At 46.6% G+C, this 25,410-nt stretch carries 25 protein-coding genes; 17 read left to right on the top strand and 8 right to left on the bottom strand.

What is annotated here, in order from left to right; all coding sequences use genetic code 11:
- Positions 1-19: 19 nt before the first annotated feature.
- Positions 20-259 (bottom strand): GIY-YIG nuclease family protein, encoded by a 240-nt coding sequence (locus DN92_RS07715; RefSeq protein ID WP_173960684.1) that lies wholly within the window; start codon positions 257-259, stop codon positions 20-22.
- Between the two features lie 132 nt (positions 260-391).
- On the opposite strand from DN92_RS07715, the gene clpB reads away from it, so the two are divergent.
- The 4 genes from clpB to DN92_RS07695 all read left to right on the top strand — a co-directional run bounded on the left by clpB (position 392) and on the right by DN92_RS07695 (position 6,466).
- Entirely contained in the window at positions 392-2,995 is a 2,604-nt protein-coding gene (gene clpB, locus DN92_RS07710) for an ATP-dependent chaperone ClpB (RefSeq protein ID WP_173960683.1), read from the top strand.
- 53 nt (positions 2,996-3,048) lie between these two features.
- Positions 3,049-4,287: an MFS transporter gene (locus DN92_RS07705; RefSeq protein ID WP_173960682.1), complete on the top strand. Its 1,239-nt coding sequence runs from the start codon at positions 3,049-3,051 to the stop codon at positions 4,285-4,287.
- A gap of 316 nt (positions 4,288-4,603) precedes the next feature.
- Entirely contained in the window at positions 4,604-5,902 is a 1,299-nt protein-coding gene (gene aceA / locus DN92_RS07700; RefSeq protein ID WP_173960681.1) for an isocitrate lyase, read from the top strand.
- Positions 5,903-6,025: 123 nt separating this feature from the next.
- Entirely contained in the window at positions 6,026-6,466 is a 441-nt protein-coding gene (locus DN92_RS07695; protein WP_173960680.1) for an HIT family protein, read from the top strand.
- A 47-nt stretch (positions 6,467-6,513) separates the two neighbouring features.
- Here DN92_RS07695 and DN92_RS07690 read toward each other — a convergent pair whose 3' ends face one another.
- On the bottom strand, positions 6,514-7,515 hold the full coding sequence (locus tag DN92_RS07690; RefSeq protein WP_217426018.1) for a Bug family tripartite tricarboxylate transporter substrate binding protein: 1,002 nt from the start codon (positions 7,513-7,515) through the stop codon (positions 6,514-6,516).
- Between the two features lie 180 nt (positions 7,516-7,695).
- Between DN92_RS07690 and DN92_RS07685 the strand changes: the two genes are divergently transcribed.
- A complete protein-coding gene (locus DN92_RS07685) occupies positions 7,696-8,100 on the top strand; it encodes a VOC family protein (protein WP_173960679.1) in 405 nt (134 codons plus the stop codon).
- Between the two features lie 7 nt (positions 8,101-8,107).
- Here DN92_RS07685 and DN92_RS07680 read toward each other — a convergent pair whose 3' ends face one another.
- From DN92_RS07680 to DN92_RS07655, 6 genes are read right to left on the bottom strand one after another with little or no spacing between them, the layout of a single operon-like run.
- Complete coding sequence (locus DN92_RS07680; protein ID WP_173960678.1) at positions 8,108-8,809, bottom strand: haloacid dehalogenase type II; 702 nt, start codon at positions 8,807-8,809, stop codon at positions 8,108-8,110.
- 58 nt (positions 8,810-8,867) lie between these two features.
- Positions 8,868-9,299 (bottom strand): DUF1841 family protein, encoded by a 432-nt coding sequence (locus tag DN92_RS07675; protein WP_415836379.1) that lies wholly within the window; start codon positions 9,297-9,299, stop codon positions 8,868-8,870.
- Positions 9,286-9,942: an endonuclease III gene (gene nth, locus DN92_RS07670; RefSeq protein ID WP_173961305.1), complete on the bottom strand. Its 657-nt coding sequence runs from the start codon at positions 9,940-9,942 to the stop codon at positions 9,286-9,288. The genes DN92_RS07675 and nth overlap by 14 nt, the downstream gene beginning before the upstream one ends.
- Positions 9,942-10,634, bottom strand: a complete 693-nt coding sequence (gene rsxB, locus DN92_RS07665) for an electron transport complex subunit RsxB (protein WP_173960676.1) — start codon at positions 10,632-10,634, stop codon at positions 9,942-9,944. Before rsxB ends, nth begins: the two co-directional genes overlap by 1 nt.
- Positions 10,635-10,688: 54 nt before the next feature.
- On the bottom strand, positions 10,689-11,987 hold the full coding sequence (locus DN92_RS07660; RefSeq protein ID WP_173960675.1) for a polyhydroxyalkanoate depolymerase: 1,299 nt from the start codon (positions 11,985-11,987) through the stop codon (positions 10,689-10,691).
- A gap of 52 nt (positions 11,988-12,039) precedes the next feature.
- Entirely contained in the window at positions 12,040-13,239 is a 1,200-nt protein-coding gene (locus DN92_RS07655; protein WP_173960674.1) for an amino acid aminotransferase, read from the bottom strand.
- A gap of 195 nt (positions 13,240-13,434) precedes the next feature.
- Between DN92_RS07655 and uvrB the strand changes: the two genes are divergently transcribed.
- The 12 genes from uvrB to DN92_RS07595 all read left to right on the top strand — a co-directional run bounded on the left by uvrB (position 13,435) and on the right by DN92_RS07595 (position 25,406).
- The gene (gene uvrB / locus DN92_RS07650; RefSeq protein WP_254598280.1) at positions 13,435-15,576 is read left to right on the top strand and encodes an excinuclease ABC subunit UvrB; all 2,142 of its coding nucleotides are present in this window, start codon (positions 13,435-13,437) and stop codon (positions 15,574-15,576) included.
- Positions 15,577-15,693: 117 nt separating this feature from the next.
- Positions 15,694-16,257 carry a Fe-S cluster assembly transcription factor gene (locus DN92_RS07645; protein WP_173960673.1) on the top strand — a complete coding sequence of 188 codons (564 nt, stop codon included), beginning with the start codon at positions 15,694-15,696 and terminating at the stop codon, positions 16,255-16,257.
- 38 nt (positions 16,258-16,295) lie between these two features.
- Positions 16,296-17,555 carry an IscS subfamily cysteine desulfurase gene (locus tag DN92_RS07640; protein WP_415836378.1) on the top strand — a complete coding sequence of 420 codons (1,260 nt, stop codon included), beginning with the start codon at positions 16,296-16,298 and terminating at the stop codon, positions 17,553-17,555.
- A gap of 57 nt (positions 17,556-17,612) precedes the next feature.
- On the top strand, positions 17,613-17,999 hold the full coding sequence (iscU, locus tag DN92_RS07635) for a Fe-S cluster assembly scaffold IscU (RefSeq protein ID WP_173960672.1): 387 nt from the start codon (positions 17,613-17,615) through the stop codon (positions 17,997-17,999).
- A gap of 19 nt (positions 18,000-18,018) precedes the next feature.
- Positions 18,019-18,342 (top strand): iron-sulfur cluster assembly protein IscA, encoded by a 324-nt coding sequence (iscA, locus tag DN92_RS07630; protein WP_173960671.1) that lies wholly within the window; start codon positions 18,019-18,021, stop codon positions 18,340-18,342.
- Positions 18,308-18,847, top strand: a complete 540-nt coding sequence (hscB, locus tag DN92_RS07625; RefSeq protein ID WP_173960670.1) for a Fe-S protein assembly co-chaperone HscB — start codon at positions 18,308-18,310, stop codon at positions 18,845-18,847. The genes iscA and hscB overlap by 35 nt, the downstream gene beginning before the upstream one ends.
- 18 nt (positions 18,848-18,865) lie before the next feature.
- Positions 18,866-20,731: a Fe-S protein assembly chaperone HscA gene (gene hscA / locus DN92_RS07620; RefSeq protein WP_173960669.1), complete on the top strand. Its 1,866-nt coding sequence runs from the start codon at positions 18,866-18,868 to the stop codon at positions 20,729-20,731.
- A gap of 39 nt (positions 20,732-20,770) precedes the next feature.
- Positions 20,771-21,109: an ISC system 2Fe-2S type ferredoxin gene (fdx, locus tag DN92_RS07615; RefSeq protein WP_173960668.1), complete on the top strand. Its 339-nt coding sequence runs from the start codon at positions 20,771-20,773 to the stop codon at positions 21,107-21,109.
- Positions 21,110-21,165: 56 nt separating this feature from the next.
- On the top strand, positions 21,166-22,287 hold the full coding sequence (locus DN92_RS07610; protein ID WP_173960667.1) for a DUF3300 domain-containing protein: 1,122 nt from the start codon (positions 21,166-21,168) through the stop codon (positions 22,285-22,287).
- A gap of 18 nt (positions 22,288-22,305) precedes the next feature.
- Complete coding sequence (locus DN92_RS07605; RefSeq protein WP_173960666.1) at positions 22,306-22,674, top strand: Rap1a/Tai family immunity protein; 369 nt, start codon at positions 22,306-22,308, stop codon at positions 22,672-22,674.
- A gap of 208 nt (positions 22,675-22,882) precedes the next feature.
- Positions 22,883-24,234 (top strand): IS3 family transposase gene (locus tag DN92_RS07600; RefSeq protein ID WP_437342746.1). Its coding sequence is split into 2 segments (ribosomal slippage): positions 22,883-23,345 and positions 23,345-24,234, totalling 1,353 coding nucleotides; the frame shifts between segments, so codons are not numbered across the junction.
- Positions 24,235-24,416: 182 nt separating this feature from the next.
- Positions 24,417-25,406 (top strand): YeiH family protein, encoded by a 990-nt coding sequence (locus DN92_RS07595; protein WP_254598279.1) that lies wholly within the window; start codon positions 24,417-24,419, stop codon positions 25,404-25,406.
- The last annotated feature ends 4 nt before the right edge of the window (positions 25,407-25,410 follow it).

Raw genomic sequence — 25,410 nt, 5'->3', positions numbered from 1 at the left:
TTCTGGTCAATATCCCAGCCTATTTAAAAAATCCCAGCTTTTCTGCTCTGGGTAATTTCTTGAGCTTTGACTCTGCCTTGGAGGCTTCAGATCGATCAGGGTGCTCTTGTGTTGCCAAGAGAATGACCGGTCTTCGCCCCCTCGTATAACGCGCACCTTCCCCCGAGTTATGGGCTGCTAAGCGATGATCAAGACGGTTGGTGATACCGGCGTAATAGCTGCCATCAGCGCACTCTAGAAGGTAAACAAGCCAAGTCAAAATAGGGGATAAATTCGCTTAAAAAAGGTCTGAAATACTTGAAATTAGTCACAATGCCCCTATATTCTATAGATACATATATTGAAAAGTAGATCGACTAGATCGACTAGATTCAGCTAATAGGGTGAAAAAATGAGAATCGATAAATTAACTACTAAATTTCAAGAGGCACTGAGCGAGGCGCAAAGCCTAGCTTTGGCCAAAGACAATCAATACATTGAGCCGGCACATCTGCTGCTGGCCATGCTGCGTGATTCTGACGGCGGTGCTAAAAGTTTATTAACGCGTGCTGGCGTCAATGTTGCTGGCTTGGAAAAAGGCGCCGAGAAGCTCATTAGCAATCTGCCAGAGGTGCAGGGCACGAGCGGTGAGGTGCAAGTGGGTCGTGACCTCAGTAATTGGCTGAACTTATGTGAAAAAGAGGCCAACAAACGTAATGATCAATTTATCGCTGGTGAGTTGTTCTTGCTGGTGGTGGCAGATGACAAGGGGGAGCTAGGTAAGCTTGCCCGTGAGAATGGTTTAAATCGTAAATCGTTAGAGGCGGCTATTGATTTAGTGCGCGGAGGAGAGTCAGTGAATAGTGCGGATGCTGAAGGTCAACGTGAGGCCTTAAAAAAATACACCATCGACTTAACCGAGCGCGCTCGTATGGGTAAGCTCGATCCAGTGATCGGTCGCGATGATGAGATTCGTCGTACCATTCAGATCTTGCAACGTCGGGGCAAAAATAACCCCGTCTTAATTGGTGAGCCAGGCGTAGGTAAAACCGCAATTGTGGAGGGCTTAGCTCAACGCATCGTCAATGGCGAAGTCCCTGAAACCCTCAAAAATAAACGTGTCTTGGTATTGGATATGGCGCTGCTATTGGCTGGTGCCAAGTATCGTGGCGAGTTCGAAGAGCGCCTCAAGGCCGTTCTAAGTGACGTAGCTAAAGATGAAGGTCAAACGATCATCTTCATCGACGAGATACATACGATGGTGGGTGCAGGTAAGGGTGATGGTGCTATGGATGCCGGCAATATGCTCAAGCCCGCATTGGCTCGGGGCGAGCTGCATTGTATCGGCGCAACCACGCTAGATGAGTACCGTAAGTACATTGAAAAAGATGCTGCACTTGAGCGCCGTTTCCAAAAAGTGATGGTGGAAGAGCCTAGCGTAGAGGCCACGATTGCAATCTTGCGCGGTTTGCAAGAGCGTTATGAGCTCCACCATGGTATCGAAATCACTGACCCTGCAATCGTTGCAGCGGCAGAGTTATCTCATCGTTACATTACTGATCGTTTCTTGCCAGACAAAGCAATTGACTTGATTGATGAAGCAGGCTCCCGCATCCGAATGGAGATTGATTCCAAGCCAGAGGTAATGGATAAGCTCGAACGTCGTCTGATTCAGTTGAAGATTGAGCGCGAAGCAGTGAAGAAAGAAAAAGATGAGGCTTCACAAAAACGCCTTGGCTTAATTGAGGATGAAATTAAACGCTTGGGCGCTGAGTACGCTGATCTTGAAGAGATTTGGAAGGCGGAGAAAGGCGCTGTATTAGGTGCCGCCCACATTAAGGAAGAAATTGAGAAAGTACGCGCTGATATTAATAAGCTACAGCGTGAAGGTAAGTTGGAGCAAGTCGCTGAGTTGCAATACGGCAAGCTACCTGAGCTAGAGGCGAAGCTCAAGTCTGCCGCTGCTGCCGAAGCAAAGGGTGATAAAGAGGGTGTTGTCAAACACAAGCTTTTGCGCACTCAAGTTGGTGCCGAAGAAATTGCAGAAGTCGTATCACGTGCAACGGGTATTCCGGTGTCCAAGATGATGCAGGGTGAGCGTGACAAATTGCTCAAGATGGAAGAGTTATTGCATAAACGCGTAGTAGGTCAAGAAGAGGCGATTCGTGCGGTATCGGATGCGATCCGCCGTTCCCGCGCCGGTCTTGCAGAAGAGCACCGCCCTTACGGTTCATTCTTATTCTTGGGGCCTACTGGTGTCGGTAAGACCGAGCTTTGCAAAGCCTTGGCTGGCTTCCTGTTTGATAGTGAAGAGCACTTGATTCGTATCGACATGAGTGAGTTCATGGAAAAGCATAGTGTTGCTCGTCTGATTGGTGCGCCTCCGGGTTATGTGGGTTATGAGGAGGGCGGTTACCTTACCGAGCAAGTACGTCGTCATCCCTATAGCGTGATCCTGTTCGACGAAATTGAAAAAGCCCATCCGGATGTCTTTAATGTGCTCTTGCAAGTTCTTGATGACGGCCGTTTGACAGATGGTCAAGGCCGCACTGTGGACTTTAAGAACACCGTGATTGTGATGACCAGTAATATTGGCTCACACCTCATTCAGTCGATGGTCGGTCAGAAGCAGTTGGCGATTAAAGAGGCGGTGTTTGAAGAGCTAAAGGGCCATTTCCGTCCTGAGTTCTTAAACCGAATTGACGAGATCGTCGTGTTTCATGGTTTGGATAAAGACAATATCGCTAATATTGCGAAAATCCTTCTCAAAAACTTATCCGATCGCTTGGCAAAGATTGATATGCAGCTAGAAGTCAGTGATGCCGCTTTGAAGAAAATCGCAGAGGTGGGTTTTGATCCGGTATTTGGAGCCAGACCCCTGAAGCGTGCCATCCAGCAATATATCGAGAATCCAGTCTCTAAGATGATTCTGGAGGGTACATTTGGCCCTAAGGATGTAGTGCCGGTAGATGTAGATAAACAGGGCGACTTTAGCTTTACACGCCTGGTTCACTAGGTAGTTGCTAAAGAAATGGTGCAGGAACATTCCTGCACCAGTAAACTCGGTACATGACTGATGCACTCACATTGAGACGTGCCAGTGATGTCCGGGTGGTGAGTTTAATTAGCCTGGCGCACGGCAGCTCTCATTTCTTTCATTTAATTCTGCCTCCCATGTTCCCTTGGTTGAAGGCGGAGTTTGGCTTTAACTACGCTGAGCTCGGATTGCTCATGACCATTTTCTTTGTGGTCTCCTGCGTTGTTCAAGCGGCGTCTGGCTTTCTAGTTGATCGTATTGGTGCTCGACCTGTTCTGCTTGTCGGAGTGGGCTTACTGGCCTTATCCGCGCTGGTGTATTCGCAAAGCAATGGATATGCCATGTTGGTATTAGGCGCGGTCATTGCGGGTTGTGGCAATGGCGTCTTTCACCCTGTCGATTACACACTCATCAATCATAAAATTTCACCACCGAATTTGCCTTATGCTTATTCCATTCATGGGGTAACTGGCTATATCGGCTGGGCTGCCGCTCCCGCATTTATGGTGGCCATTACCACCATCGCTGATTGGCGTATTGCATTTTTATCTGCTGCTGTATTAGAAGTACTGATTCTAGTAACCCTGTGGGTTAGTCGTGCGCGCTTGATGGATGATGTGCAAGCCAGGCGAGATGAGTCCGAAGCTAGTCATATCGCAAGCAATCCTGGCGGCGCTCCCTTAAGCACTTTTGGCTTCCTGAAGTTGCCAGTCGTCTGGCTGTGTTGGATCTTCTTTTTCTTCAGCATGGCAGCCACTACTGGCCTGCAATCTTTTGCGCCCACAGCATTATTCAAAATTTACGACATCGCCGTGAGCTCTGGTAATTACTACTTAACACTCATGTCTTTGGGCGGCGCTGGAGGCATGTTATTGGGTGGCTATTTGGCTAGCAAGTTAAAAGTCCCAGAGCGCATTATTACGATCTGCTTTTCCGTCAATATCGTCATGGGTCTTTTAGTGGCTACCGGTGTGGTTCCTGTTGAGTTGATTGTGATCGCCTTTATTGTGATTGGTCTTGGCCTCGGAATTGCCGCACCATCACGTGATTTGATGATCCGCTCTGCAACACCATCAGGCTCATCGGGTAGGGTTTACGGCATCGTGTATTCAGGTATTGATTTGGGCGCTGCTTTGAGCCCGCTAATCTTCGGCATCTTCCTAGATGTAGGTTTGCCTAAACTCTTATTTGTAGGTGTTGCTCTACTCCAGCTCATGATTATCTTGACTGGGTTTAGAGTGGCAACGATCACTGCAGCTAAACCGGCTTAATTTAGCTGTCATCTTTTCATAATATGAAAAGATATTCCCATACGTAAAACGTAGGGCAATATTTCAGCCATGGCTCTCTTTCGCCCATTGGATAGCCATTTCATAATGCAAAATATGTATTCTAACTTATTGAATTAAATGAATTAATTATTTTCATTGATTGATGAAATAGTACTTGCAAGCTTTTTTCCGATGCGTACACTCTTATATAAGATATAAGACATAAGACATAAGACATAAGACATAAGACTTAAATGTCTTAATTCAATTTCATTATTGGTCACTAGATGTTTTTATTTAACTCAGGGAGAAAAGCATGACAGATCGCAAAGCAGAAATCGCAGCAATTCAAAAAGACTGGGACACCAATCCACGCTGGAAAGGGATTACCCGAGGCTACACAGCCGAGGATGTTGTCCGTCTCCGTGGTTCATTAAAGATTGAACACACCTTGGCAAAACACGGTGCGGAAAGATTGTGGGAATTGGTCAATAACGAAGCCTACGTAAATTGTTTAGGCGCTTTGACTGGCGGTCAAGCTATGCAACAGGTTAAAGCGGGTGTGCAAGCAATTTATCTGTCAGGCTGGCAAGTGGCTGCAGACGGCAACTCATACGCAGCAATGTACCCAGACCAATCCTTGTATCCAGTAGATTCAGTACCGAAGATGGTTGAGCGGATTAATAACTCATTCCAACGTGCTGATGAAATCCAAACAGCTAAAGGTATCAACAAAGGCGATGCTGGTTACATTGAGTATTTCGCTCCTATCGTTGCCGATGCTGAAGCCGGTTTCGGTGGTGTATTGAATGCATTTGAATTAAGTAAAGCATTGATCAAGCAGGGTGCTGCGGGCGTTCACTTTGAAGATCAATTGTCTTCTGTAAAGAAGTGCGGTCACCTTGGCGGTAAGGTATTGCTGCCGACCGCTGAGTCGGTTCAGAAGTTGATTTCTGCACGCTTGGCTGCGGACGTGATGGGTGTTCCCACCATTATCTTGGCTCGTACCGATGCCGAAGCAGCCGATCTGCTGACCTCAGACTACGATGAAAACGATAAGCCATTCTTGACAGGCGAGCGCACACCAGAAGGTTTCTACAAAACACGTAAGGGCTTAGATCAAGCCATCTCCCGTGGACTGGCATACGCTGCCTATGCTGATATGGTTTGGTGTGAAACAGGTACGCCAGACTTGGATTTTGCACGTCAATTCGCTGAAGCAATTCGTGCGAAGTTTCCTGGCAAGATGTTGGCTTACAACTGCTCACCGTCATTCAACTGGAAGAAGAATTTAGATGACGCAACCATTGCTAAGTTCCAACGTGAATTGGGTGCAATGGGCTACAAGTACCAATTTATTACCCTCGCCGGTATTCATTCGATGTGGTACAACATGTTCGACTTAGCTCAGGACTACATGCAGCGCGGTATGACTGCTTACATCGAGAAAGTACAAGAGCCAGAGTTTGCTGCTCGTGATCGTGGCTACACCTTCGTATCGCATCAGCAAGAAGTCGGCACTGGTTACTTTGATGATGTGACTACCGTGATTCAGGGTGGTAAGTCTTCCGTCACTGCATTGACTGGTTCTACTGAGGAAGAGCAGTTCCACTAAGTAATTCCTAGGTAATCCCTAAGTAGTGCATAGCAGTACAGTAAACAATCCGTCTTTACTGTCTCGGCATCTAAATTGCCCCACAAGGGTGACTTAGATGCCGTTTTCGTTTACATTCTTTCCATGACGAATTGCGTACTCTGTAAAGAAGAGCTCAAACCTGAAGAGGGTCAATTGATTTGGCGTGGAGATGACTGCCGCGTCATTCTCGTAAATGATCCGGATCTACCGGGCTTTTGTCGTGTCATCTGGAATCGTCATGTCGCTGAAATGACGGATCTCACTTACGGGGAACGCGAGCACCTTATGGCCTTAGTCTTTGCGGTGGAGGGGGCGGTGCGCCATGTTATGCAACCAGACAAGATCAATATTGCCGCACTGGGCAATATGGTTCCACATATTCATTGGCATGTCATCCCGAGATATCGAGACGATGCCTACTTTCCTGGATCTGCGTGGTCGGTAAAAACTCAGCAAACTTCAGTGATCAATTTGGAAGCTCGCAATAAATTACTTCTGGAGCTGCCCGCAGCAATTAAGTCTGAGATCTCAGCGCTCTTTTAAAGTACCAGAGCAGCAGAGTCACCAAGCCTCAGACTATTACCGGCTATTTAATCTAAGGTGGCGCCAGACTTCTTGACTACGCCAGCCCAACGGCCTACGTCAGCATTTACCTGCTTACCAAAAGCTTCTCCATAAAGATTCGGTGTGTCGGAACCGTTCTTCTCCCAAATAGCTTTTAACTTAGGTGTATTCAAAGCCTTTTGCACTTCCACAATCATCTTGTCGATAATTGGCTTTGGTGTGCCTACTGGAGCATGTAGCGAATACCAAGTAGAAACTACATAGTCTGGAAGGCCAGCCTCTTGGAATGTAGGTACATTCGGGATGGCGGGCGAACGCTTATTAGAAGCCACCGCAATCGCAGCTAACTTACCTGCATTAATCTGTGGAGCAGAAGTAGCAAGACCGTCAAATTCCAAATCAACCTGACCTGCTAACAAGTCATTCATAGCCGGGCCAGCACCACGATAGGGAATGTGGGTAATAAAAGTACCTGTTTGGATTTTGAACAACTCACCAGCTAAGTGATGTACGGTGCCGCTACCAGCACTGGCATAGTTATATCTTCCAGGATTTTTTCTGATTAGCTCAATGAAATCTTTGGCATTACGTGCACTGACGCGTTGAGGATTGACTACTAGCACCTGAGGCACGTTCGCGATCATGGCGACTGGAATAAAACTTTTTTCAATGTCGTAATCCAAGTTTTTATACATTGAAGGTGCAATCGTGTGATGAGATGCACCAACAAACCAGGTGTAACCATCTGGGGCTGCTTTAGCAGCAGCTGAAGCACCTACAGTGCCACCGGCACCACCTCGGTTATCGATAATAAATTGCTTACCCATTTGCTCTGTTAGTTGAGCTGCTAAGGGCCTTGCAAATGCATCAGTGCCACCGCCAGCAGGGAAGGGATTTAAGAATGTCACCTGCTTCACTGGCCATTCTTGGGCTGTTGCTGTTTGTACTGCGCCGATACTGAGTAATCCAACAGCGAATGCTTGGCTGAGTAGTAAAGTTGACTTCACTAATACTTTTTTGCTTTTCATGTCTCACTTCCATTTATTGTATTTTTTGGAAACTCAATTCTGCAGTAGTTGGCAGTAAATGGGATGATGGTTTTCCCTTATTTAAGGGTTATTACTTAGTTCAGATAGATCAATGTCATTCACAATTTGAAATTACGCGCCTGAGTTTTGCGTGTACTCGGTGAGTTTTTTTAAAAAGGAATGGCTTTGAAGAAAATGATTGATCGTATTGATCATATTGTGCTGACAGTTACCGATATTGAGATATCCACAATATGGTACGAGAACACTCTGGGATTCGAGAGAGAGTTTTTTAGGGGGCCAGAGGGTCAGCCACGTCATGCCCTGAAATTTGGCCAGTTAAAAATCAATCTTCAGGATGCCGCAACTGAAACGCCTACTAAAGCCAGAGTCCCGACCATTGGGTCTGGAGATTTCTGTTTAGTTGCTGCCATTCCCTTAGATGAATTCATTGAGCACCTGCATCAGATTCAAGTTCCAATCGATGTCGGCCCAGTTCCGAGAAGAGGCGCCTTAGGGCCAATCCGTTCGGTATATTTACGCGATCCCGATGGCAATTTGGTAGAGGTTGCCGAGTACGTGTGAGGTGGGCTTAACAACCTAGTTGCGTCGCAAGATCATTTAGATCCTTGGCGTGATAATCCGTGAAGCTTTCACGGTGCAAATCATCTCTAATGACCTTGGGACCGAATTCTAATGGCCTCTCGATAAAAGCCGTTTTGAGGCCGCAAGCTTTTGCAGCTAGGAGATCATCCTTGTGTGCTGCCACCAGCATGACTTCTTCGGGGGAAACATCAAAGATATCAGCAACGCCGAGATAGGTTTCTGGGTCGGGCTTATAGTGACGAAATACTTCTGCAGACAAAATGAGATCCCACGGCAGTGCGGCATTCTTAGCCATATCTGCGAGTAGGCCTAGATTACCATTGGAGAGAGTGACAATCATCGATTGACGCTTCAGTCTTCCAAGGCCCTCGACGGTATCTGGCCAAGGATTAAGGCGATGCCAAATCTGATTTAAATCGTGGATTTGTGATTCAGATAATGAGTTGATATCAAATGATTTCAGTAAGTCATCCAGAATAGAGCGGTGCAAATCATCTATTTTTGTCCAGCCCAACTTGCCCGAGCGTACCTTAGCCATTGCGGGTTTATAGCCGGATCTCCAGGCGCTAGCAAACTCGATTGGATCAACTGCTAGCCCCAATCTCTCAACTTCGGCCACTATCGATCCATGCCAATCCACTATTGTGCCAAAGACATCAAATGCTAATATTTTGCTTGGTTTAATCATGAATAAACTCTTTTATCGAAAAATAGTTTTTGGGTCTGAATGACGCTCAGGATTGATGTTAGATCAGACTCATCAATGCTTCTAGATACTTTTCGGGACTCAGTGCTTGACCTTCGCGCTGCGCCTCCCACATTACTTGCCCTAAGCATTCCATCATGGCATGTTGGGCTTCATGTTCAGAGCCGAGTTTTTTAGCCAGCTTTTCGGAAACCGCTTTAATCCCTGGTGGTTGATCGATAGAGATTTGCTCACTGATCGATAAATGCATCGAGAGGTGTAAGAATGGATTGGTTTCTCCTCGCTCGGGCGTGTAATCTTGGGCTATTGCACCTTCAGGATCCGCTAAAAGATTGTGATATTCCGGGTGTTGCAACATCCAGTCGCTCGCAAGCGTTTCCATTGGCGTCAGGATGTGATTATCTATTTTCTTCTTCCAGGTATCGCAAAAAAATCGTCTCACTTCTTCTCGGGTTGGATTAAAGATTGCCACGGACTTTCCCTTTACCAGTTTTTTGTTTAAAGCCGCATAGAGGTTCAACAATACACAGCTCACAATCGGGATTGCGCGCCTTGCAGGTGTACCTGCCATGCAGAATAAGCCAATGATGGGCATCCTGCAAAAACTCTTTGGGTACTCGTTTGAGAAGTTGCTCCTCTACTTTCACTACATCTTTACCGGGGGCGAGGCCAGTACGGTTGGATACCCTAAAGATATGGGTATCGACCGCCATAGTCAGGTGCCCAAAAGCAGTATTAAGAATCACGTTAGCCGTCTTTCTACCAACGCCGGGAAGCGCTTCAAGCTCTTCTCGATTTTGCGGTACCTCGCCACCATGCTTATCTATCAACAGTCGACAGGTCTCCTGAATATGCTTGCCCTTGGAGTTAAATAAACCAATATGCTGGATATAGGGCTTAACCCCTGCCTCACCGAGATCCAACAGAGCTTGAGGTGTATTGGCAATTTGAAAGAGTTTTTTCGTGCCTTTATTGACGGAGATGTCAGTGGCTTGTGCTGAAAGCAGTACGGCAATTAGCAACTCAAATGGTGAGCTATATTCCAGCTCTGTCTCTGGGTGGGGATTGTTTGCCCTCAGTAACTCAAAGAAGGCTTGGCGCTTTTCGAGATTCATCATTGCTGTTGTTGTGCCCTCGCAATCGCAGCTGCGATGATGGCGCGTTTTCTTTCTTGTTCTTTTTTGGCTACTTCTGAGTCTGGATTTTCAGCATTCACTACTAGCAGCTTAGCAGCTGCTTTCTTTGCCAGGCGGTCATCATTGTCACGCTGCTCGCGATCCAGTCGGATATCACGGGCCTCATATCTTGCTCGCGCTGTTTCCGCTAATTCAGGTGACCAGGCATCCCAGCCAGTTTGATTGTGAGTGACATCAATCATAGTGATGCAATCTACTGGGCAGGGTGGAATGCAGAGATCGCAACCGGTACACAAGTCACCTAAGACCACGTGCATTTGCTTTGAGGCGCCCACAATCGCATCCACCGGACATGCCTGAATACAGAGCGTGCACCCAATGCAAGTCTTCGGATCAATAAACGCAACTGGTCTAGGACGTTCCACGCCGCATTCAGCATCGATCGTTGGATGTAACTCAAACGCATCTTGAGGAAAAATAGAGGCTAGGACAGCGCTGAGTCTTTTAATTCCCTCAACGCCGCCAGGAGGGCAGCGATTGGGTAAGACCTCGCCTGTTGCGAGCGCTTCTGCATAGGCGCGGCAATCCGGATAACTACATTTGGTGCATTGAGTTTGAGGAAGTATGTCCTCGAGACGATTTGCAAGTTCTGTCGTCTGCTGGGTATTCATTGCTATGTATGTGTCCTCAAACTAGAAGCGCGACCCGGAAGTCGCGCTACTGTTCTATGCAGACTTTGAGCCTTCTAGTTTGGGTGGTCTAGCGCGAGATTTTTTTTGCATACCTTGGTGTTCACGAATAAACGTTTTAATTTTAGGGTACACCTTCTCACGCCAGCGACGACCAGAGAATATGCCGTAGTGGCCAGCACCCGCAACCTCATAGTGATCTTTCTTCGTCTTGGGAATGCCCGCGCACAATGCATGTGCTGCACGAGTTTGCCCGCTACCAGAAATATCGTCGAGCTCACCTTCAATGGTGAGCAAAGCTGTTTTCTGAATATCTTGCGGTTGAACTAATTCACCGGCAACAGACCAAGTGCCATTCGGTAATGAATAGTCTTGGAACACTGTCTTGATAGTGTCCAGATAATACTGCGCATCCATATCAATCACTGCGTTGTATTCATCGTAAAAACGAATATGTGAGGCAGCATCTTGCTCGTCGCCACGCACCAAGTTTTGGAAGTAATCCCAATGTGACTGCATATGGTTCTGCGGGTTCATAGCAATAAAGCCGGTGTGCTGCAAGAAGCCTGGATATACTTTGCGACCAGCACCTGGATAGCTTGGTGGCACTTTATAAATTACATGACTTTCAAACCAATCATAAGATTTTTGATCAGCTAAGTTATTAACCGCTGTTGGGGACTTGCGTGCGTCAATTGGGCCACCCATCATGATCATCGAGGTAGGTGTTTTTTCACCGGCAGAGGCCATCAAAGAGATTGCGCCTAATGTAGGCACTGTTGGTTGGCATACGGAGATCACATGCAAATCATCTGCACCAATCGCGCGAATAAAATCTTGCACATAGTGAACGTAGTCATCCAAACTAAAGCTGCCATCTTCAGTCGGAACAATGCGTGCATCAATCCAGTCAGTAATGTAAACCTTATGGTCTTGCAAGAGAGTGCGAACAGTATCACGCAGCAATGTAGCGTGGTGACCGGAAAGCGGCGCTACTACTAAGACAACTGGATCAGCTTTTAATTTCTTAATGACATCCAAATCATCAGAGAAGCGTTTGAAGCGAATTAGGTTACAAAATGGCTTGGCAACAATGGTTCTTTCATGAATCGCTACTTCGCGACCATGTGCCTGCACGGAGCGTATGCCGAACTCCGGCTTGTTGTAGTTTTTACCCAAGCGATAGAGGAGTTCATAGCTAGCAGCTAGACGTTCTGACCCTGGAATTTTGGAGGCTGGATTTGAGGCGTCAATAAATGCCTCAGAGGCTGCACGAGCCCAAGAGCTAACCGGTTGAAGTAGCGCTTTTTGAAATTCGTGTAACTGATATAGCATGTTGCCTCCTGATCATTCAGTGTAACCGCTGATTACGGGTTGTTACATGTCTTTATGCTAATACGCGAGCGATTGCCTTAGCCACCTTATCAATATTTTTAGTATTGAGGGCGGCTACACAGATACGGCCGGTAGAGAGGGCGTAAATACCATCTTCCTTTTGTAAGCGCTCTACTTGCTCAACCGTGAGACCTGAGTAAGAGAACATGCCACGCTGCGCTTCGATAAAGGCGAAATCTTGCTTTACGCCAGCGGCAGCGAGTTTTTCAACCAGTCCATGACGCATTGCTTTGATGCGATCACGCATTTCAGCTAATTCATCTTCCCAAAGCTGTCTTAGATCTGGCGAGTTCAGAACGGAGGCGACAATTGCGGCACCGTGTGTTGGTGGATTGGAATAGTTTGTACGAATGACGCGCTTTAATTGCGACAACACACGAGTGGACTCATCTTTACTTTGGGTCACGATAGACAGTGCGCCAACGCGTTCACCGTAAAGAGAAAAGGATTTTGAGAATGAGCTGGATACAAAGAATGACATTCCAGACTCAGCGAATAAACGGACTGCAATACCGTCTTTCTCGATGTCTGCTGCAAATCCTTGGTAAGCCATATCTAAAAACGGAATCAAGTCTTTTGCTTTGCAGATCTCAATCACTTGACGCCATTGCGCTTCAGTGATGTCTGCACCGGTTGGGTTATGGCAGCAAGCATGCAGCAACACGGTGGTGTACTTTGGGAAAGATTCTAAAGACTTCACCATGCCATCAAAATTAACGCCACGAGTAACGCCATCAAAATAAGTGTATTCAAGTACTTCAAACCCAGCGGATTCGAAAATCCCGCGGTGGTTTTCCCAAGTGGGATTGCTGATTGCGCAGGGCGCATTCAAATTGAGGCGCTTAATAAAATCCGCACCAACACGCAACGCACCTGTGCCACCAAGGCACTCGGCTGTAATGACGCGACCATCCTTCATGAGTGACGACTCTGCGCCAAACAAGAGGTTTTGTACTGCGCTGTTGTAAGGGTTTGGACCTTCAATTGGAATGTAGCTGCGAGGTGAGTGCTTGGCCACAATGGCCTCTTCAGCCTTCATGACTGCTTTCAGAAGAGGTACCTTACCTTCGTCGGTGTAATAGACACCAACGCCTAAATTCACTTTGTCTGCGCGTTGATCGGCGACATAGGCTTCAGTGAGGCCAAAAATAGGGTCTTTAGGGGCTAGTTGGACGGAAGCAAAAAGGTTCATTAGAGGATCAGAAAGAGATATAAAGGGTGAATAAAGGGTGTATCTGAGTGTTTATTAAGTTTAAATCCAGCTAAATTTGCTTTAAACAACTGTTTTTGAGTTTGGATTCAACTAATTCCAAATAAAAACGGCAAAATCAGTCTTTGTACAAAATTCGCTGTGCACTTCAAACGTACAGATGAAATGATAGCTGAGATGCCCCCTAAGTCGCCTAAAAGTCCCCCAAATTCCCCCGTTGCCGAAAGCAAGAAAAGCCCTGTAGCTGATCCTTTGGGTGAGGCAGGCCATGACCTAGATCCAGCCAAGTTTGTTTCCTTCCCGGATTCCCCATTCCATCTCTATCAGCCCTTCCCGCCCGCCGGGGATCAGCCGGCTGCAATCGATGCTTTGGTGGCTGGAATTGAGGACGGATTGACCTTTCAGACCCTGCTGGGGGTCACGGGTTCGGGTAAAACCTTCACGATGGCTAATGTGATTGCCCGAACTGGCCGTCCTGCCATCATCTTTGCTCCTAATAAGACCTTGGCCGCTCAGCTCTACAGTGAATTTAGAGAATTTTTCCCTAAAAATGCGGTGGAGTACTTTGTGAGTTACTACGACTACTACCAACCAGAAGCATACGTACCGACACGCGATTTATTTATTGAAAAAGATTCATCGATCAATGAGCATATTGAGCAGATGCGTCTCTCTGCTACGAAAAGTTTATTAGAGCGACGTGATGTCATCATCGTTGCCACGGTCTCAGCCATTTACGGTATTGGTAATCCAGGCGACTATCACAGCATGGTGATGACTTTGCGCCCCGGCGACAAGATGAGCCAGCGCGATATTTTGATGCGCTTGATTGCGATGCAATATGACCGCAATGAAACTGATTTCAAGCGCGGTGTATTTCGAGTACGTGGCGACACGATCGACATTTTCCCGGCTGAGCATAACGAATTAGCAGTTCGTGTAGAGCTATTTGATGACGTGATTGAGAGCCTACAATTTTTTGATCCGCTCACAGGAAAAATTCGTCAAAAGATTCCACGTTTTACCGTATACCCCAGTTCGCACTATGTAACGCCACGCGATACTGTCCTCAAAGCCATTGAAACAATTAAGACGGAGCTGCGTACTCGCCTTGATGAATTCGTTAAAGATGGTAAGTTGGTTGAGGCACAACGCTTAGAGCAGCGCACCCGCTTTGATCTAGAGATGCTCAATGAGTTGGGCTTCTGTAAAGGGATTGAGAACTATTCTCGCCATCTCTCGGGCGCTATGCCGGGTGAGGCTCCGCCTACCTTGGTGGACTACTTGCCGAATGATGCCTTGATGTTCTTAGACGAGAGCCATGTCCTCATAGGGCAGCTCAATGCAATGTACAACGGTGACAAATCGCGTAAACATACCTTAGTAGAGTTTGGTTTCCGCTTACCTTCTGCGATGGATAATCGTCCACTCAAGTTCACTGAGTTTGAAACAAAGATGCGTCAGACAGTCTTTGTTTCGGCAACTCCAGCCGATTATGAAAATACGCATACTGGACAAGTGGTTGAGCAGGTAGCTAGACCGACAGGATTGGTTGATCCAGAAATTGAAGTCTTACCAGCAAGCACACAAGTCGATGACTTGCTAGGTCAGATACATGAGCGCGTCAAAGTACATGAGCGCGTTTTAGTAACCGTACTCACAAAACGTATGGCAGAGCAGTTGACAGATTATTTATCTGATCACGGTGTCAAGGTACGTTATGTGCACTCTGATATCGATACGGTAGAGCGAGTAGAGATTCTGCGTGATCTGCGCTTGGGCGTCTTTGATGTCTTGGTAGGTATTAATCTCTTGCGTGAGGGTTTAGATATTCCAGAGGTCTCACTAGTAGCGATCTTGGATGCGGATAAAGAAGGCTTCTTGCGTTCAGAGCGCAGCTTGATTCAGACAATTGGTAGGGCGGCGCGTAACGTAAAAGGTAAGGCCATCCTCTATGCCGACCGCATTACCGATTCCATGAAACGGGCGATGGGGGAGACGGAGCGTCGCCGTACCAAGCAAGTTGCTTTCAATAAGGCAAATGGGATTGAACCTCGTGGAGTCAAAAAGCGCATTAAAGACATTATTGATGGGGTTTACGACGTCAAAGAGAAGCGTTCTGAGATGCAGGTGGAACAAGAGCGGGCTCGCTATGAGGATATGAGCGAAAAGGATTTAGCGGGCGAAATCAAGCGTTTAGAGAAGCAAATGAACTCTGAGGCCAAGAATCTAGAGTTTGAAAAGGCTGCCGCAAGCCGTGATCGCCTGACTAAAGTGAAGGAAATGGCTTTTGGCGCAAGATCCCGAGACGCCGTATAGAGCGCAGGGTTAATTCCTGAGCAAATTAGTCGGGAATATGTTAAAGTTGAGTGGAATGGTCGGGTATTACCCGCCCGACTGTTAGCTGTCCATAACAATCCATTACCAAGGTGACATATGAGACTTACAACTAAAGGCCGTTTTGCAGTAACCGCAATGATCGATTTAGCCCTGCGTGAAACGCACGGGCCTGTAACTTTGGCTGGAATAAGCCAAAGACAGAAGATTTCCTTGTCCTATTTAGAGCAGTTGTTTGGCAAATTACGCCGCTTCAACATCGTGGAGAGCACTCGTGGCCCTGGCGGTGGATATACCCTTGCACGCCAATCCAATGAGATTAGCGTGGCTGATATCATTGTGGCTGTAGATGAGCCTTTGGATGCCACCCAATGTGGCGGTAAGGGCAATTGTCATAGTGATGAAGAAAGTCATGGTCGTTGCATGACTCATGACCTGTGGTCGAACCTGAATTCCAAGATGGTCGAGTATCTCAGTTCAGTTTCTTTGAAAGATCTCGTTCATCAACAGGAAGGGCGTGGCATCGTGTTACACGATTTGCGTCCTAAAAAAATGAAGATTGAAAGTACCAAGGCAGAAAAGCCGGCATCAGCAGTCGTAGCAGCAAAGGAAGTCGCCCCTAAGCGACCCCTCGTTAATTCCGTTTTTAACCTGGCTCAGTAAGCTTAAAACTGCTCAGCCAACTAATCGATAAGCAAAATATGAACGCACCACACGACATTCCTAAGCAACCAATCCCCATGTTTAGCCCTAAACACTTTCCGGTGTACATGGACTACTCATCTACAACACCGATTGATCCGCGAGTAGTGGACAAGATGTTGCCTTATTTGCGCGAGCAGTTTGGTAATGCCGCATCGCGAAGCCATGCCTATGGTTGGGCTGCGGAGGAGGCAGTTGAGTGGGCGCGTTCAGAAGTAGCTCAGTTGGTGCATGCTGATCCAAGAGAGATCGTATTTACCAGTGGTGCTACAGAAAGTATTAACTTAGCAATCAAAGGCGTTGCGCATTTCTATAAAGATCGCGGCAATCACATCATTACCGTCAAGACTGAGCATAAGGCCACTTTAGATACCTGCCGTGAGCTTGAGCGCGAAGGTTTTGAAGTAACTTACTTGGACGTCCTCCCAAATGGTTTGATTGATTTCGCTCAGTTGGAAGAAGCGATGAAGCCGGGCACCATTTTGTTATCGGTGATGTATGTCAACAATGAGATTGGTGTAATCCAAGATATTCCACGTATTGGGGAACTCTGCCGCTCACGTGGCGTGATTTTCCATGTGGATGCAGCGCAAGCTACTGGCAAAGTTGAAATCGATTTAGAGAAAACTAAAGTCGATTTAATGAGCTTTTCTGCTCATAAGTCCTATGGCCCTAAAGGTATCGGCGCATTGTTTGTCCGTCGTAAGCCCCGTATTCGTATTGAGGCCCAGATTCATGGTGGCGGTCATGAGCGCGGTATGCGTTCAGGCACATTAGCAGTTCACCAAATCGTTGGCCTGGGCGAAGCTTTCCGCATCGCACGCCTTGAAATGGAATCAGGCAACGCCCGCATTCGTGCTTTGCGCGATCGTCTGCTAGCTGGTTTGAAGGATATTGAAGAGGTTTATGTCAATGGCGACATGGATCAACGTGTTCCGCATAACCTCAACATCAGCTTCAACTATGTTGAAGGCGAGTCCATGTTGATGGCATTGAAAGATCTAGCGATTTCTTCTGGTTCAGCATGTACTTCAGCCTCATTAGAGCCATCTTATGTATTGCGCGCACTGGGCCGTAACGATGAATTGGCTCACAGCTCGATTCGTTTTACTCTAGGTCGCTTTACTACTGAAGAGGAAGTCGATTTCACGATTAAGTTGGTGAAAGAGAAGATTGCGAAGTTACGTGAACTTTCACCATTATGGGAAATGTTTAAAGATGGTATTGATCTCAGCACCATCAAGTGGGCAGCACACTAAGCAGTATTGAAGATATTTGAGTAAGTTTAAAGTTAAAAGAAATTACGAGGAAATACCATGGCATATAGCGACAAAGTAATCGACCATTATGAAAACCCCCGCAACGTCGGCTCATTTGAGAAGGGTGACGATCAAGTTGGCACTGGCATGGTAGGTGCGCCTGCCTGCGGCGACGTGATGAAGTTGCAGATCCGTGTAAACGATCAAGGCGTGATTGAAGATGCGAAGTTCAAGACCTATGGTTGCGGCTCTGCAATTGCTTCTTCCTCTTTGGTAACTGAGTGGGTTAAAGGTAAAACCTTGGACCAGGCTTTAGAGATCAAGAACTCCTTGATTGCTGAAGAGCTGGCACTGCCACCAGTAAAAATTCATTGCTCTATCTTGGCGGAAGACGCTATCAAGGCGGCAGTGGCTGATTACAAAGAAAAGCATCCTACGCTGTAAAGATAAAGAGGCTTTCATTATGGCAATCACCTTAACTGATAAAGCGGCGAAACACGTTCAGCGTAATATTGATAAGCGCGGGAAGGGTTGTGGCCTGCGCTTGGGTGTTCGCACTACAGGTTGTTCAGGCTTGGCTTATGAGCTCGAATATGTGGATGAGTCAGCGCCAGAAGACACGATGTTTGAGTCAAACGGTATTAAAGTATTTGTGGATCCAAAGAGCCTGGCCTATTTAGATGGCACCGAATTGGATTTCGTACGCGAGGGTTTGAACGAGGGCTTTAAGTTTCAGAACCCGAACGTAAAAGATGAGTGTGGTTGTGGCGAATCCTTCCGCGTCTGACGATTATTTTCGTTTCTTTGGTTTAGAGCAGCGCTTCAGTATTGACTTAGCTACTCTAGACAAAGCTTATCTCGCTATTCAAAAAGAAGTACATCCTGACCGCCACGCACGCGGTAGTGATACTGAGCAAAGATTAGCCATGCAAATGGCTACGCTCGCAAACACGACCTTTCAGACTCTCAAGAATCCCATTCAACGTGGACTTTACCTTTGCAAGCTTCATGGCGTCGACGCGCGGCTAGAGACCAACACAGCCATGCCAGCCGCCTTTTTAATGAAGCAAATGGATTGGCGCGAAAGTCTTGAAGAGTGCGAAGAGGATCTGACCGCGCTGGAATTGCTTGCGCAAGAAGTGGATCAATCCAAGCGAGATACCCTAGCGGAAATTGCACAGGCTGTGGATGGTGCCAAGAATTACCCCCGTGCAGCTGAGTTACTCAGAGGTCTGCTTTTTATTGATAAGTTTGCACTTGAGCTAGATGATGCTATCTCGGCCTTGGTATAGCTTTACACTCTAGTCCCCATGGCCCTATTACAAATCTCCGAACCCGGTAAATCTCTTGCGCCACATCAGCGCCGCATTGCGGTTGGCATTGATCTAGGTACCACCAACTCTTTGGTGGCGATTGTGCGAGATGCTTTACCTAAAGTGCTCCCAGATGCAGAAGGGCGCGAGTTACTCCCATCAGTTGTGCGCTACTTACCGAACGGTAGAACCCAAGCTGGTTTTGAGGCAATTGAAAGTATTGTTTCTGACCCAAAGAACACGATTGTTTCTGTAAAGCGCTTTATGGGGCGAGGCATCGTTGATGTAGAAAATATTGAAAATACGCCCTACGACTTTGTCGATGAGCCTGGTATGTTAAAGCTCAGAACTGTCGCAGGCGATAAGAGTCCGATTGAAGTCTCAGCAGAAATTCTGGCGCGCTTGCGTCAGTTGGCGGAAGACTCAGTGAATGACGATATTGTGGGTGCAGTCATTACCGTACCAGCTTATTTTGATGATGCGCAGCGTCAAGCCACAAAAGATGCTGCGAAGTTAGCCGGTATTGAAGTGTTGCGTTTGCTCAATGAACCCACTGCTGCAGCGATTGCTTATGGTTTAGATAATGCGTCCGAAGGTATTTATGCCGTTTACGATCTCGGCGGCGGCACCTTTGACATTTCTATTTTAAGAATGAGTCGAGGCGTATTTGAGGTGCTTTCTACCGGTGGCGATTCGGCTTTAGGCGGCGATGACTTTGATCATCGACTGTATTGCTGGGTGATAGAGCAAGCTAAACTCCCGCCACTCTCGATTCAAGATCACCGCAAACTCTTACTAGCTTGTAAGCATGCCAAAGAGCTGCTGAGTCACAATCCATTGGCGAGCGTACATGTAACCCTTACAGACGGTACCGTTGTCAATGTAGGGGTGAGCCAAGCCCAGCTCTTTGAAATAACTCAGAACTTGGTTTCTAAGACTTTGGTCGCGGTAAAGAAGGCCTTGCGTGATGCTGGCCTTAAAGCCGATGAGGTTAAGGGCGTTGTCATGGTGGGCGGGGCAACCCGTATGCCTCATGTACAGCGTGCTGTTGGTGAGCTATTTGGTACGAAGCCTTTAAATAATTTAAACCCGGATCAAGTTGTAGCATTAGGCGCTGCTATGCAAGCGGACTTGCTCGCTGGCAATCAAAGTAAAGATGATGAGTGGTTGCTGTTAGACGTGATTCCACTATCCCTCGGTATTGAAACCATGGGAGGTTTAGTTGAAAAAATTATTCCTCGCAACACACCGATTCCAGTTGCTCGAGCACAGGATTTCACGACCTTTAAAGATGGTCAAACTGCTTTAGCGATTCAGGTGGTTCAGGGTGAGCGTGAGTTAGCGCAGGACTGCCGCTCTTTAGGTAAGTTTGAATTACGTGGTATCCCGCCAATGGCCGCTGGTGCGGCTCGCATTCGGGTGACTTTTCAGGTGGATGCCGATGGCCTGCTTTCTGTCAGTGCTATGGAACAGGTTTCTGGAGTGCAGGCCTCGATTGATATCAAGCCTTCTTATGGTTTGACTGATGCAGAAATTGCTCGAATGTTGCAAGATGGTTTTGCCTCTGCAAAAGTAGATCTCTTGGCTAGATCCTTACGAGAAGAGCAGGTCAATGCTCAACGTTTATTGGATGCTGTCCAGACTGCATTAAATTCTGATCGTGACTTGCTTACCGCTGATGAGCAAGTGTTGGTCGATCAAGAAATGACTGCATTACAAAGGATCTTGAAAGAAGAAACCGATAGCGATGTTTTAAGAAAAGCGGTTGACCATGCTGCTAAAGCTACTGATGAGTTTGCCCAAAAGCGGATGAATGCCAGCATTCAGAAGGCTTTGGCTGGCAAGAATGTCGCTGAAATCTAAACAGTCAAAATAGAAACATTCATTTAATAGAAATTAATCATGACCCAGATCGTTGTTTTGCCTCATAGTGAATATTGCCCAGAAGGTGCGGTAGTTGAAGTTGCCCCCGGAACTTCTATTTGCGAAGCTTTATTAGAAAACAACATCCCCATTGAGCATGCATGCGATATGGTGTGTGCTTGCACTACTTGCCACGTGATTGTGAAAGAGGGTTTTCAAAGTCTTAATGAGCCTGATGAGAATGAAGAGGACTTGCTAGATCGCGCATGGGGCCTAAAGCCTCAGTCCCGCTTATCCTGCCAAGCGATTGTGGCTCGCCAGGATTTGGTGATTGAGATTCCGAAATACACCATTAATCACGCCAAAGAAAATCACTAATTTCTAGCTTGGCATTCGGTATTACACTCTAGAAATACAAGAGGATTAATGTGTGTATGAATAATCACCATAAAGCAGGGTACTTGTTTGGATTCGTAGTGCTATTGAGTGCATGCTCAAACAACAACGATCTCTATCAAGGCGCAGCCTATCCGCAGTACTACACCCAAAGTGGTGGTTATAACAATTCCCCACAGTTGATTTCATCGGCGCAATTGGAGTCTTTACTCTCTCCAATTGCCTTGTACCCCGACTCCTTACTGTCGTTAATGTTGTTGGCCTCTACTTATCCATTAGAGGTTGCTGAGGCCTACAACTGGCGCAATAGTAATTCCAGTCTCAATGGTGCTGCATTAAAAGATGCCCTTAAAGCGCAATCTTGGAACGATAGTGTGAAGTCGCTGCTTTCATTCCCACCAGCGTTCAATATGATGGGCGGCAAATTGCAATGGACTCAAAATCTGGGCAATGCCTATAAGCTGCAACCAGCAGACACAATGAAGGCGGTACAGGTTTTACGTAAGCGTGCTATTCAGGCTGGCACCCTCAAGTCGAATCAACAAATGACGGTCAGTACGGATGCCAACTCCAATATATTGATTGGCCCTGCCAATACTCAAATGGTCTATGTGCCGAACTACAACCCCACTGTTGTGTATGGTCCGTGGCCCTACCCGGATTATCCGCCATATCCTGCTTACAACCCCGCCTGGGGAATTATGTCATTTGGCTTGGGGATGGCAGTAGGTGAGGCATTTTGGTCAACGCCAAGTTGGTCGAACGGTACGATTAATGTGAATAATAACGACGCCAATAATCCAGGACGATCTTCTAGGGGATTGATTGGTCCAAGCAGTATTCAGAACCAACAGCGCCTTCTCAATGATTGGAAAAATAATGCGACTCCGCAAGATCGGCAAGCCGCAAGAGCAGCGGGGCAGAGGGCCGATAACGCTTTTCAGAAAGATGCTACGCCTCAAGAGCGTACCCAAGCAAATCGCTTAAATCAGGAAGCACGTAATGATTACCAGCAAGATCGCAGTAATCCAAATACGTATCGTGAGGCAGCCCAAGAAAATGCGATGCGAGATCAGGCACGTTACGACCGAATGAATGATGACCGCTTCGGTGGGCGTGGTGGTTTTGGTGGTGGTCGTATGGGTGGATTTAGACGCTAATCTGTAGAAAATATCACTATGAAACCATTTCGTATCACTCTATTAACCATCAGCTTAACTTTGCTATTACAGGCAAATGCTTATTCTCAGACTAACTTACCTAAAAATGATGCGTCTACAGCCGCTTTAGTCGACTTATGCAAAAACCCGAATGATATGGACGCTCGGAACTTTTGCTTTGGATTTGGAGAGGGCATTTATCAAGCCTATCTCGCAAGCCGTAATTCAAAACAAAAGCCCAGCATTTGCTTTACATCGGAAACAGGTACCAGAGAGGCCATTCTCCAGGAGTTCCTAACTTGGAATCAAAGCAATCCCCAATTTAATCAGGAGCGTGCAGCGAAGACGCTGATCCGATTCTTTGAAGCAAAGTACCCTTGTAAGTAGTTGGTCCTAAGGTATTGCATGATCTGCACCAAAATAATGCAACTTGCACCGAAAGAAAACAAAACTTTTTTGTGTTGTGAAGACCAAGGACTAATATGAAGTTGTTGTTCATTCTTTAGGCAGTACCTCCATAGATTTACTTTGAGCCACCCGAATGAACTGACCCCCAAAAGTTGGACGTTATGTCCAACCAAGGGGGTTTTGTTTTATGAGCAAGTACAGCAAGCAGTTCAAGCTAAAGGTAGTTAAAGAGTTTCTAAAGTCAGGTGGTCTTAAGCGGGTAAGTCACTTATTTGAGATTAGTCACTCAGATGTCCGCAAATGGGCTTTAGCCTATCAAGCACGTGGCCATAGTGGTCTTAATCCTAGCTACCAACGCCACTCCCCGCAGTTCAAAGTACAGGTTCTAGAGTACATGGCACAGTATCAGATATCAGCTAGGCCAGCTGCTGCCCACTTTGGGATTGGTAGTATGACCACCATTTTGCAATGGCAAAAACTCTACAATGAAGGCGGTATTACAGCCCTTGCCAATCGACAGAGAGGACAACCGCCGATGTCCCAATTTAATATCAAAGCATTACTCAAAAAGCCTATCTCGGAGCTCACGCCGGCAGAGTTGCGAAGACGTTTGGGGTATGCCGAAGCACAGGCTGCCTACCTAAAAAAGTTAGAAGCCTTAGCTCAGAGCAAAGCAGTAAAAGAGAACAAGCCCAAGTAATTACTGAGCTAAGGCCGCATTACCGTTTACCAGACTTACTACTCATCGCCAAGATGGCTAAAAGCGTTTACTACTACTGGCGGGCAGCCAGTAGTAAAGCTGATCCTTATCAGGGGGCTAAAGAGCATATCACCCAGATCTTTAATGCCCATCGGGGTCGCTATGGCTATCGGCGGGTACATTTAGAGCTGCGTAATCAACAGCAATACCTAAACCACAAGACCGTGCAAAAGCTGATGGGCCAACTAGGACTGAAGTCCCTTGTGAGGCCCAAGCGCTATCAGTCTTATAAGGGGTCTGTGGGTAAGGCAGCCCCTAACTTGTTAGAGCGCAACTTTATAGCTAAAGCACCCAATCAAAAGTGGGTGACTGATGTGACTGAGTTCAATATCAAGGGCGAGCGAGTTTATCTCTCACCCATCCTGGATCTATATAACCAAGAGATCATCTCCTATGAGATTGCTGATCGACCACAGATTAGCTCAGTAATGCAGATGCTAAAGAGCGCCTTCAAACGACTCAAGAATGAAGACAGGCCAGTATTGCACTCAGACCAGGGCTGGCAATACCAAATGGGGCTGTATCAACAGGCCCTACACCAGCAAGGCATTACTCAAAGCATGTCTAGAAAAGGTAACTGCTTAGACAACGCAGTTATGGAAAACTGGTTTGGGATTATGAAGACCGAGTTCTTCTATCGGAAGAGGTTTGAAAGTGTCGAATCATTTAAAGCAGAACTAAAGAAATATATCCACTACTACAACCATGATCGAATCAAACAAAAACTAAAGGGATTAAGCCCGGTAAATTACCGAACCCAATCCCTCGTGCTAACCTAACTAAACTGTCCAACTTTTGGGGGTCAGTTCACGCGGGGTGGCTTTTTCTTAATATCTTGACGCTCGGCAATTTGATTTAGTGCCTGGGTAGTTAGAATTAAGCCATCTCTTTAGTTTTACCAACTCATCTGATTGGATGGGGTCTCATTTACTGAATGGGAAGCGAACAGTGTATTTAGTTGATGCTTAAAACAGTCAAAACTTATCTTCCTGGCCTTATGGCCTGCATTGCTATAACTATAGCAACTAGCTTTCTTTCGCAAAACTATGGCGGCCCACAACTTTTATATGCCCTCCTAATTGGCCTTTCACTCCATGTTATATATGACAGAGAAGTCATTAAGCCTGGCGTTGATTTCTGTGCAAAGAATATGTTGCGCTTGGGAGTGGCATTCTTAGGTATACGTATTACCTTCTCCGATATTGCCGCAATTGGTTTGAGTACAGGGCTAATGTTAGTAATTGCAGTGACTGCAACGGTTTGTTTAGGATTTATTTTGGCAAAGCTGCTCAATCTCTCGACTGACTCTGGCTTGATTGCAGGTGGCTCTGTAGGGATTTGCGGTGCATCTGCCGCTTTGGCCATAGCCTCAGTTTTGCCAAAAACAAAAGATAATGAGCGCTTTACCCTCTTGGTAGTGGTTGGCGTGACAATTTTATCCTCGCTCGCCATGGTCATATACCCCTTCTTATTGCAGGCGATGGATATTAGTCCATTATTTGCGGGTATTTTCTTGGGGGCCACCATTCATGATGTGGCTCAGGTTGTAGCTGCGGGAATGATCTTTGGTCCCGAGGCTGGTGATGTTGCAACTGTAGTGAAATTGTTTCGAGTGGCCTTGTTATTACCAGTTGTTCTATTTATTTCGGTTTTTTTGGGCGCTCAAACATCATCCAAAAAGTTAGGGTGGGCCAGCCTAAGATTGATCCCTAATTTTCTTCTTGGATTTATGGCGCTATCAGTGGTGGCCTCTATGCAAATATTGCCCTTACCCACCATTGAATCTATAAGCGATCTATCTCGCTGGATGTTAGTTATTGCGATTGCTGCTTCAGGAGTGAAGACAAGCTTTAAGGAATTAGGAAAACTTGGCTGGAAGCCCGTACTCATGTTACTTGTTGAGACGATTTTTATTGCCTCTATTGGCTTTGCATTTATTCGAGTTGTTTAGCTCT

The sequence above is a fragment of the Polynucleobacter arcticus genome (genome assembly GCF_013307205.1).
Lineage (GTDB): Bacteria > Pseudomonadota > Gammaproteobacteria > Burkholderiales > Burkholderiaceae > Polynucleobacter > Polynucleobacter arcticus.
Note: the sequence above shows the minus strand (reverse complement) of the source record. Positions and strands in the feature narration are given on the sequence as shown.

Bases quoted from the DNA above. Each gene is read 5' to 3' on its own strand.
- clpB (WP_173960683.1), top strand. From the start codon at position 392: ATGAGAATCGATAAATTAACTACTAAATTTCAAGAGGCACTGAGCGAG.
- DN92_RS07705 (WP_173960682.1), top strand. From the start codon at position 3,049: ATGACTGATGCACTCACATTGAGACGTGCCAGTGATGTCCGGGTGGTG.
- aceA (WP_173960681.1), top strand. From the start codon at position 4,604: ATGACAGATCGCAAAGCAGAAATCGCAGCAATTCAAAAAGACTGGGAC.
- DN92_RS07695 (WP_173960680.1), top strand. From the start codon at position 6,026: ATGACGAATTGCGTACTCTGTAAAGAAGAGCTCAAACCTGAAGAGGGT.
- DN92_RS07690 (WP_217426018.1), bottom strand. From the start codon at position 7,515: ATGAAAAGCAAAAAAGTATTAGTGAAGTCAACTTTACTACTCAGCCAA.
- DN92_RS07685 (WP_173960679.1), top strand. From the start codon at position 7,696: ATGGCTTTGAAGAAAATGATTGATCGTATTGATCATATTGTGCTGACA.
- DN92_RS07680 (WP_173960678.1), bottom strand. From the start codon at position 8,809: ATGATTAAACCAAGCAAAATATTAGCATTTGATGTCTTTGGCACAATA.
- nth (WP_173961305.1), bottom strand. From the start codon at position 9,942: ATGAATCTCGAAAAGCGCCAAGCCTTCTTTGAGTTACTGAGGGCAAAC.
- rsxB (WP_173960676.1), bottom strand. From the start codon at position 10,634: ATGAATACCCAGCAGACGACAGAACTTGCAAATCGTCTCGAGGACATA.
- DN92_RS07660 (WP_173960675.1), bottom strand. From the start codon at position 11,987: ATGCTATATCAGTTACACGAATTTCAAAAAGCGCTACTTCAACCGGTT.
- DN92_RS07655 (WP_173960674.1), bottom strand. From the start codon at position 13,239: ATGAACCTTTTTGCTTCCGTCCAACTAGCCCCTAAAGACCCTATTTTT.
- uvrB (WP_254598280.1), top strand. From the start codon at position 13,435: ATGCCCCCTAAGTCGCCTAAAAGTCCCCCAAATTCCCCCGTTGCCGAA.
- DN92_RS07645 (WP_173960673.1), top strand. From the start codon at position 15,694: ATGAGACTTACAACTAAAGGCCGTTTTGCAGTAACCGCAATGATCGAT.
- DN92_RS07640 (WP_415836378.1), top strand. From the start codon at position 16,296: ATGAACGCACCACACGACATTCCTAAGCAACCAATCCCCATGTTTAGC.
- iscU (WP_173960672.1), top strand. From the start codon at position 17,613: ATGGCATATAGCGACAAAGTAATCGACCATTATGAAAACCCCCGCAAC.
- iscA (WP_173960671.1), top strand. From the start codon at position 18,019: ATGGCAATCACCTTAACTGATAAAGCGGCGAAACACGTTCAGCGTAAT.
- hscB (WP_173960670.1), top strand. From the start codon at position 18,308: ATGAGTGTGGTTGTGGCGAATCCTTCCGCGTCTGACGATTATTTTCGT.
- hscA (WP_173960669.1), top strand. From the start codon at position 18,866: ATGGCCCTATTACAAATCTCCGAACCCGGTAAATCTCTTGCGCCACAT.
- fdx (WP_173960668.1), top strand. From the start codon at position 20,771: ATGACCCAGATCGTTGTTTTGCCTCATAGTGAATATTGCCCAGAAGGT.
- DN92_RS07610 (WP_173960667.1), top strand. From the start codon at position 21,166: ATGAATAATCACCATAAAGCAGGGTACTTGTTTGGATTCGTAGTGCTA.
- DN92_RS07605 (WP_173960666.1), top strand. From the start codon at position 22,306: ATGAAACCATTTCGTATCACTCTATTAACCATCAGCTTAACTTTGCTA.
- DN92_RS07595 (WP_254598279.1), top strand. From the start codon at position 24,417: ATGCTTAAAACAGTCAAAACTTATCTTCCTGGCCTTATGGCCTGCATT.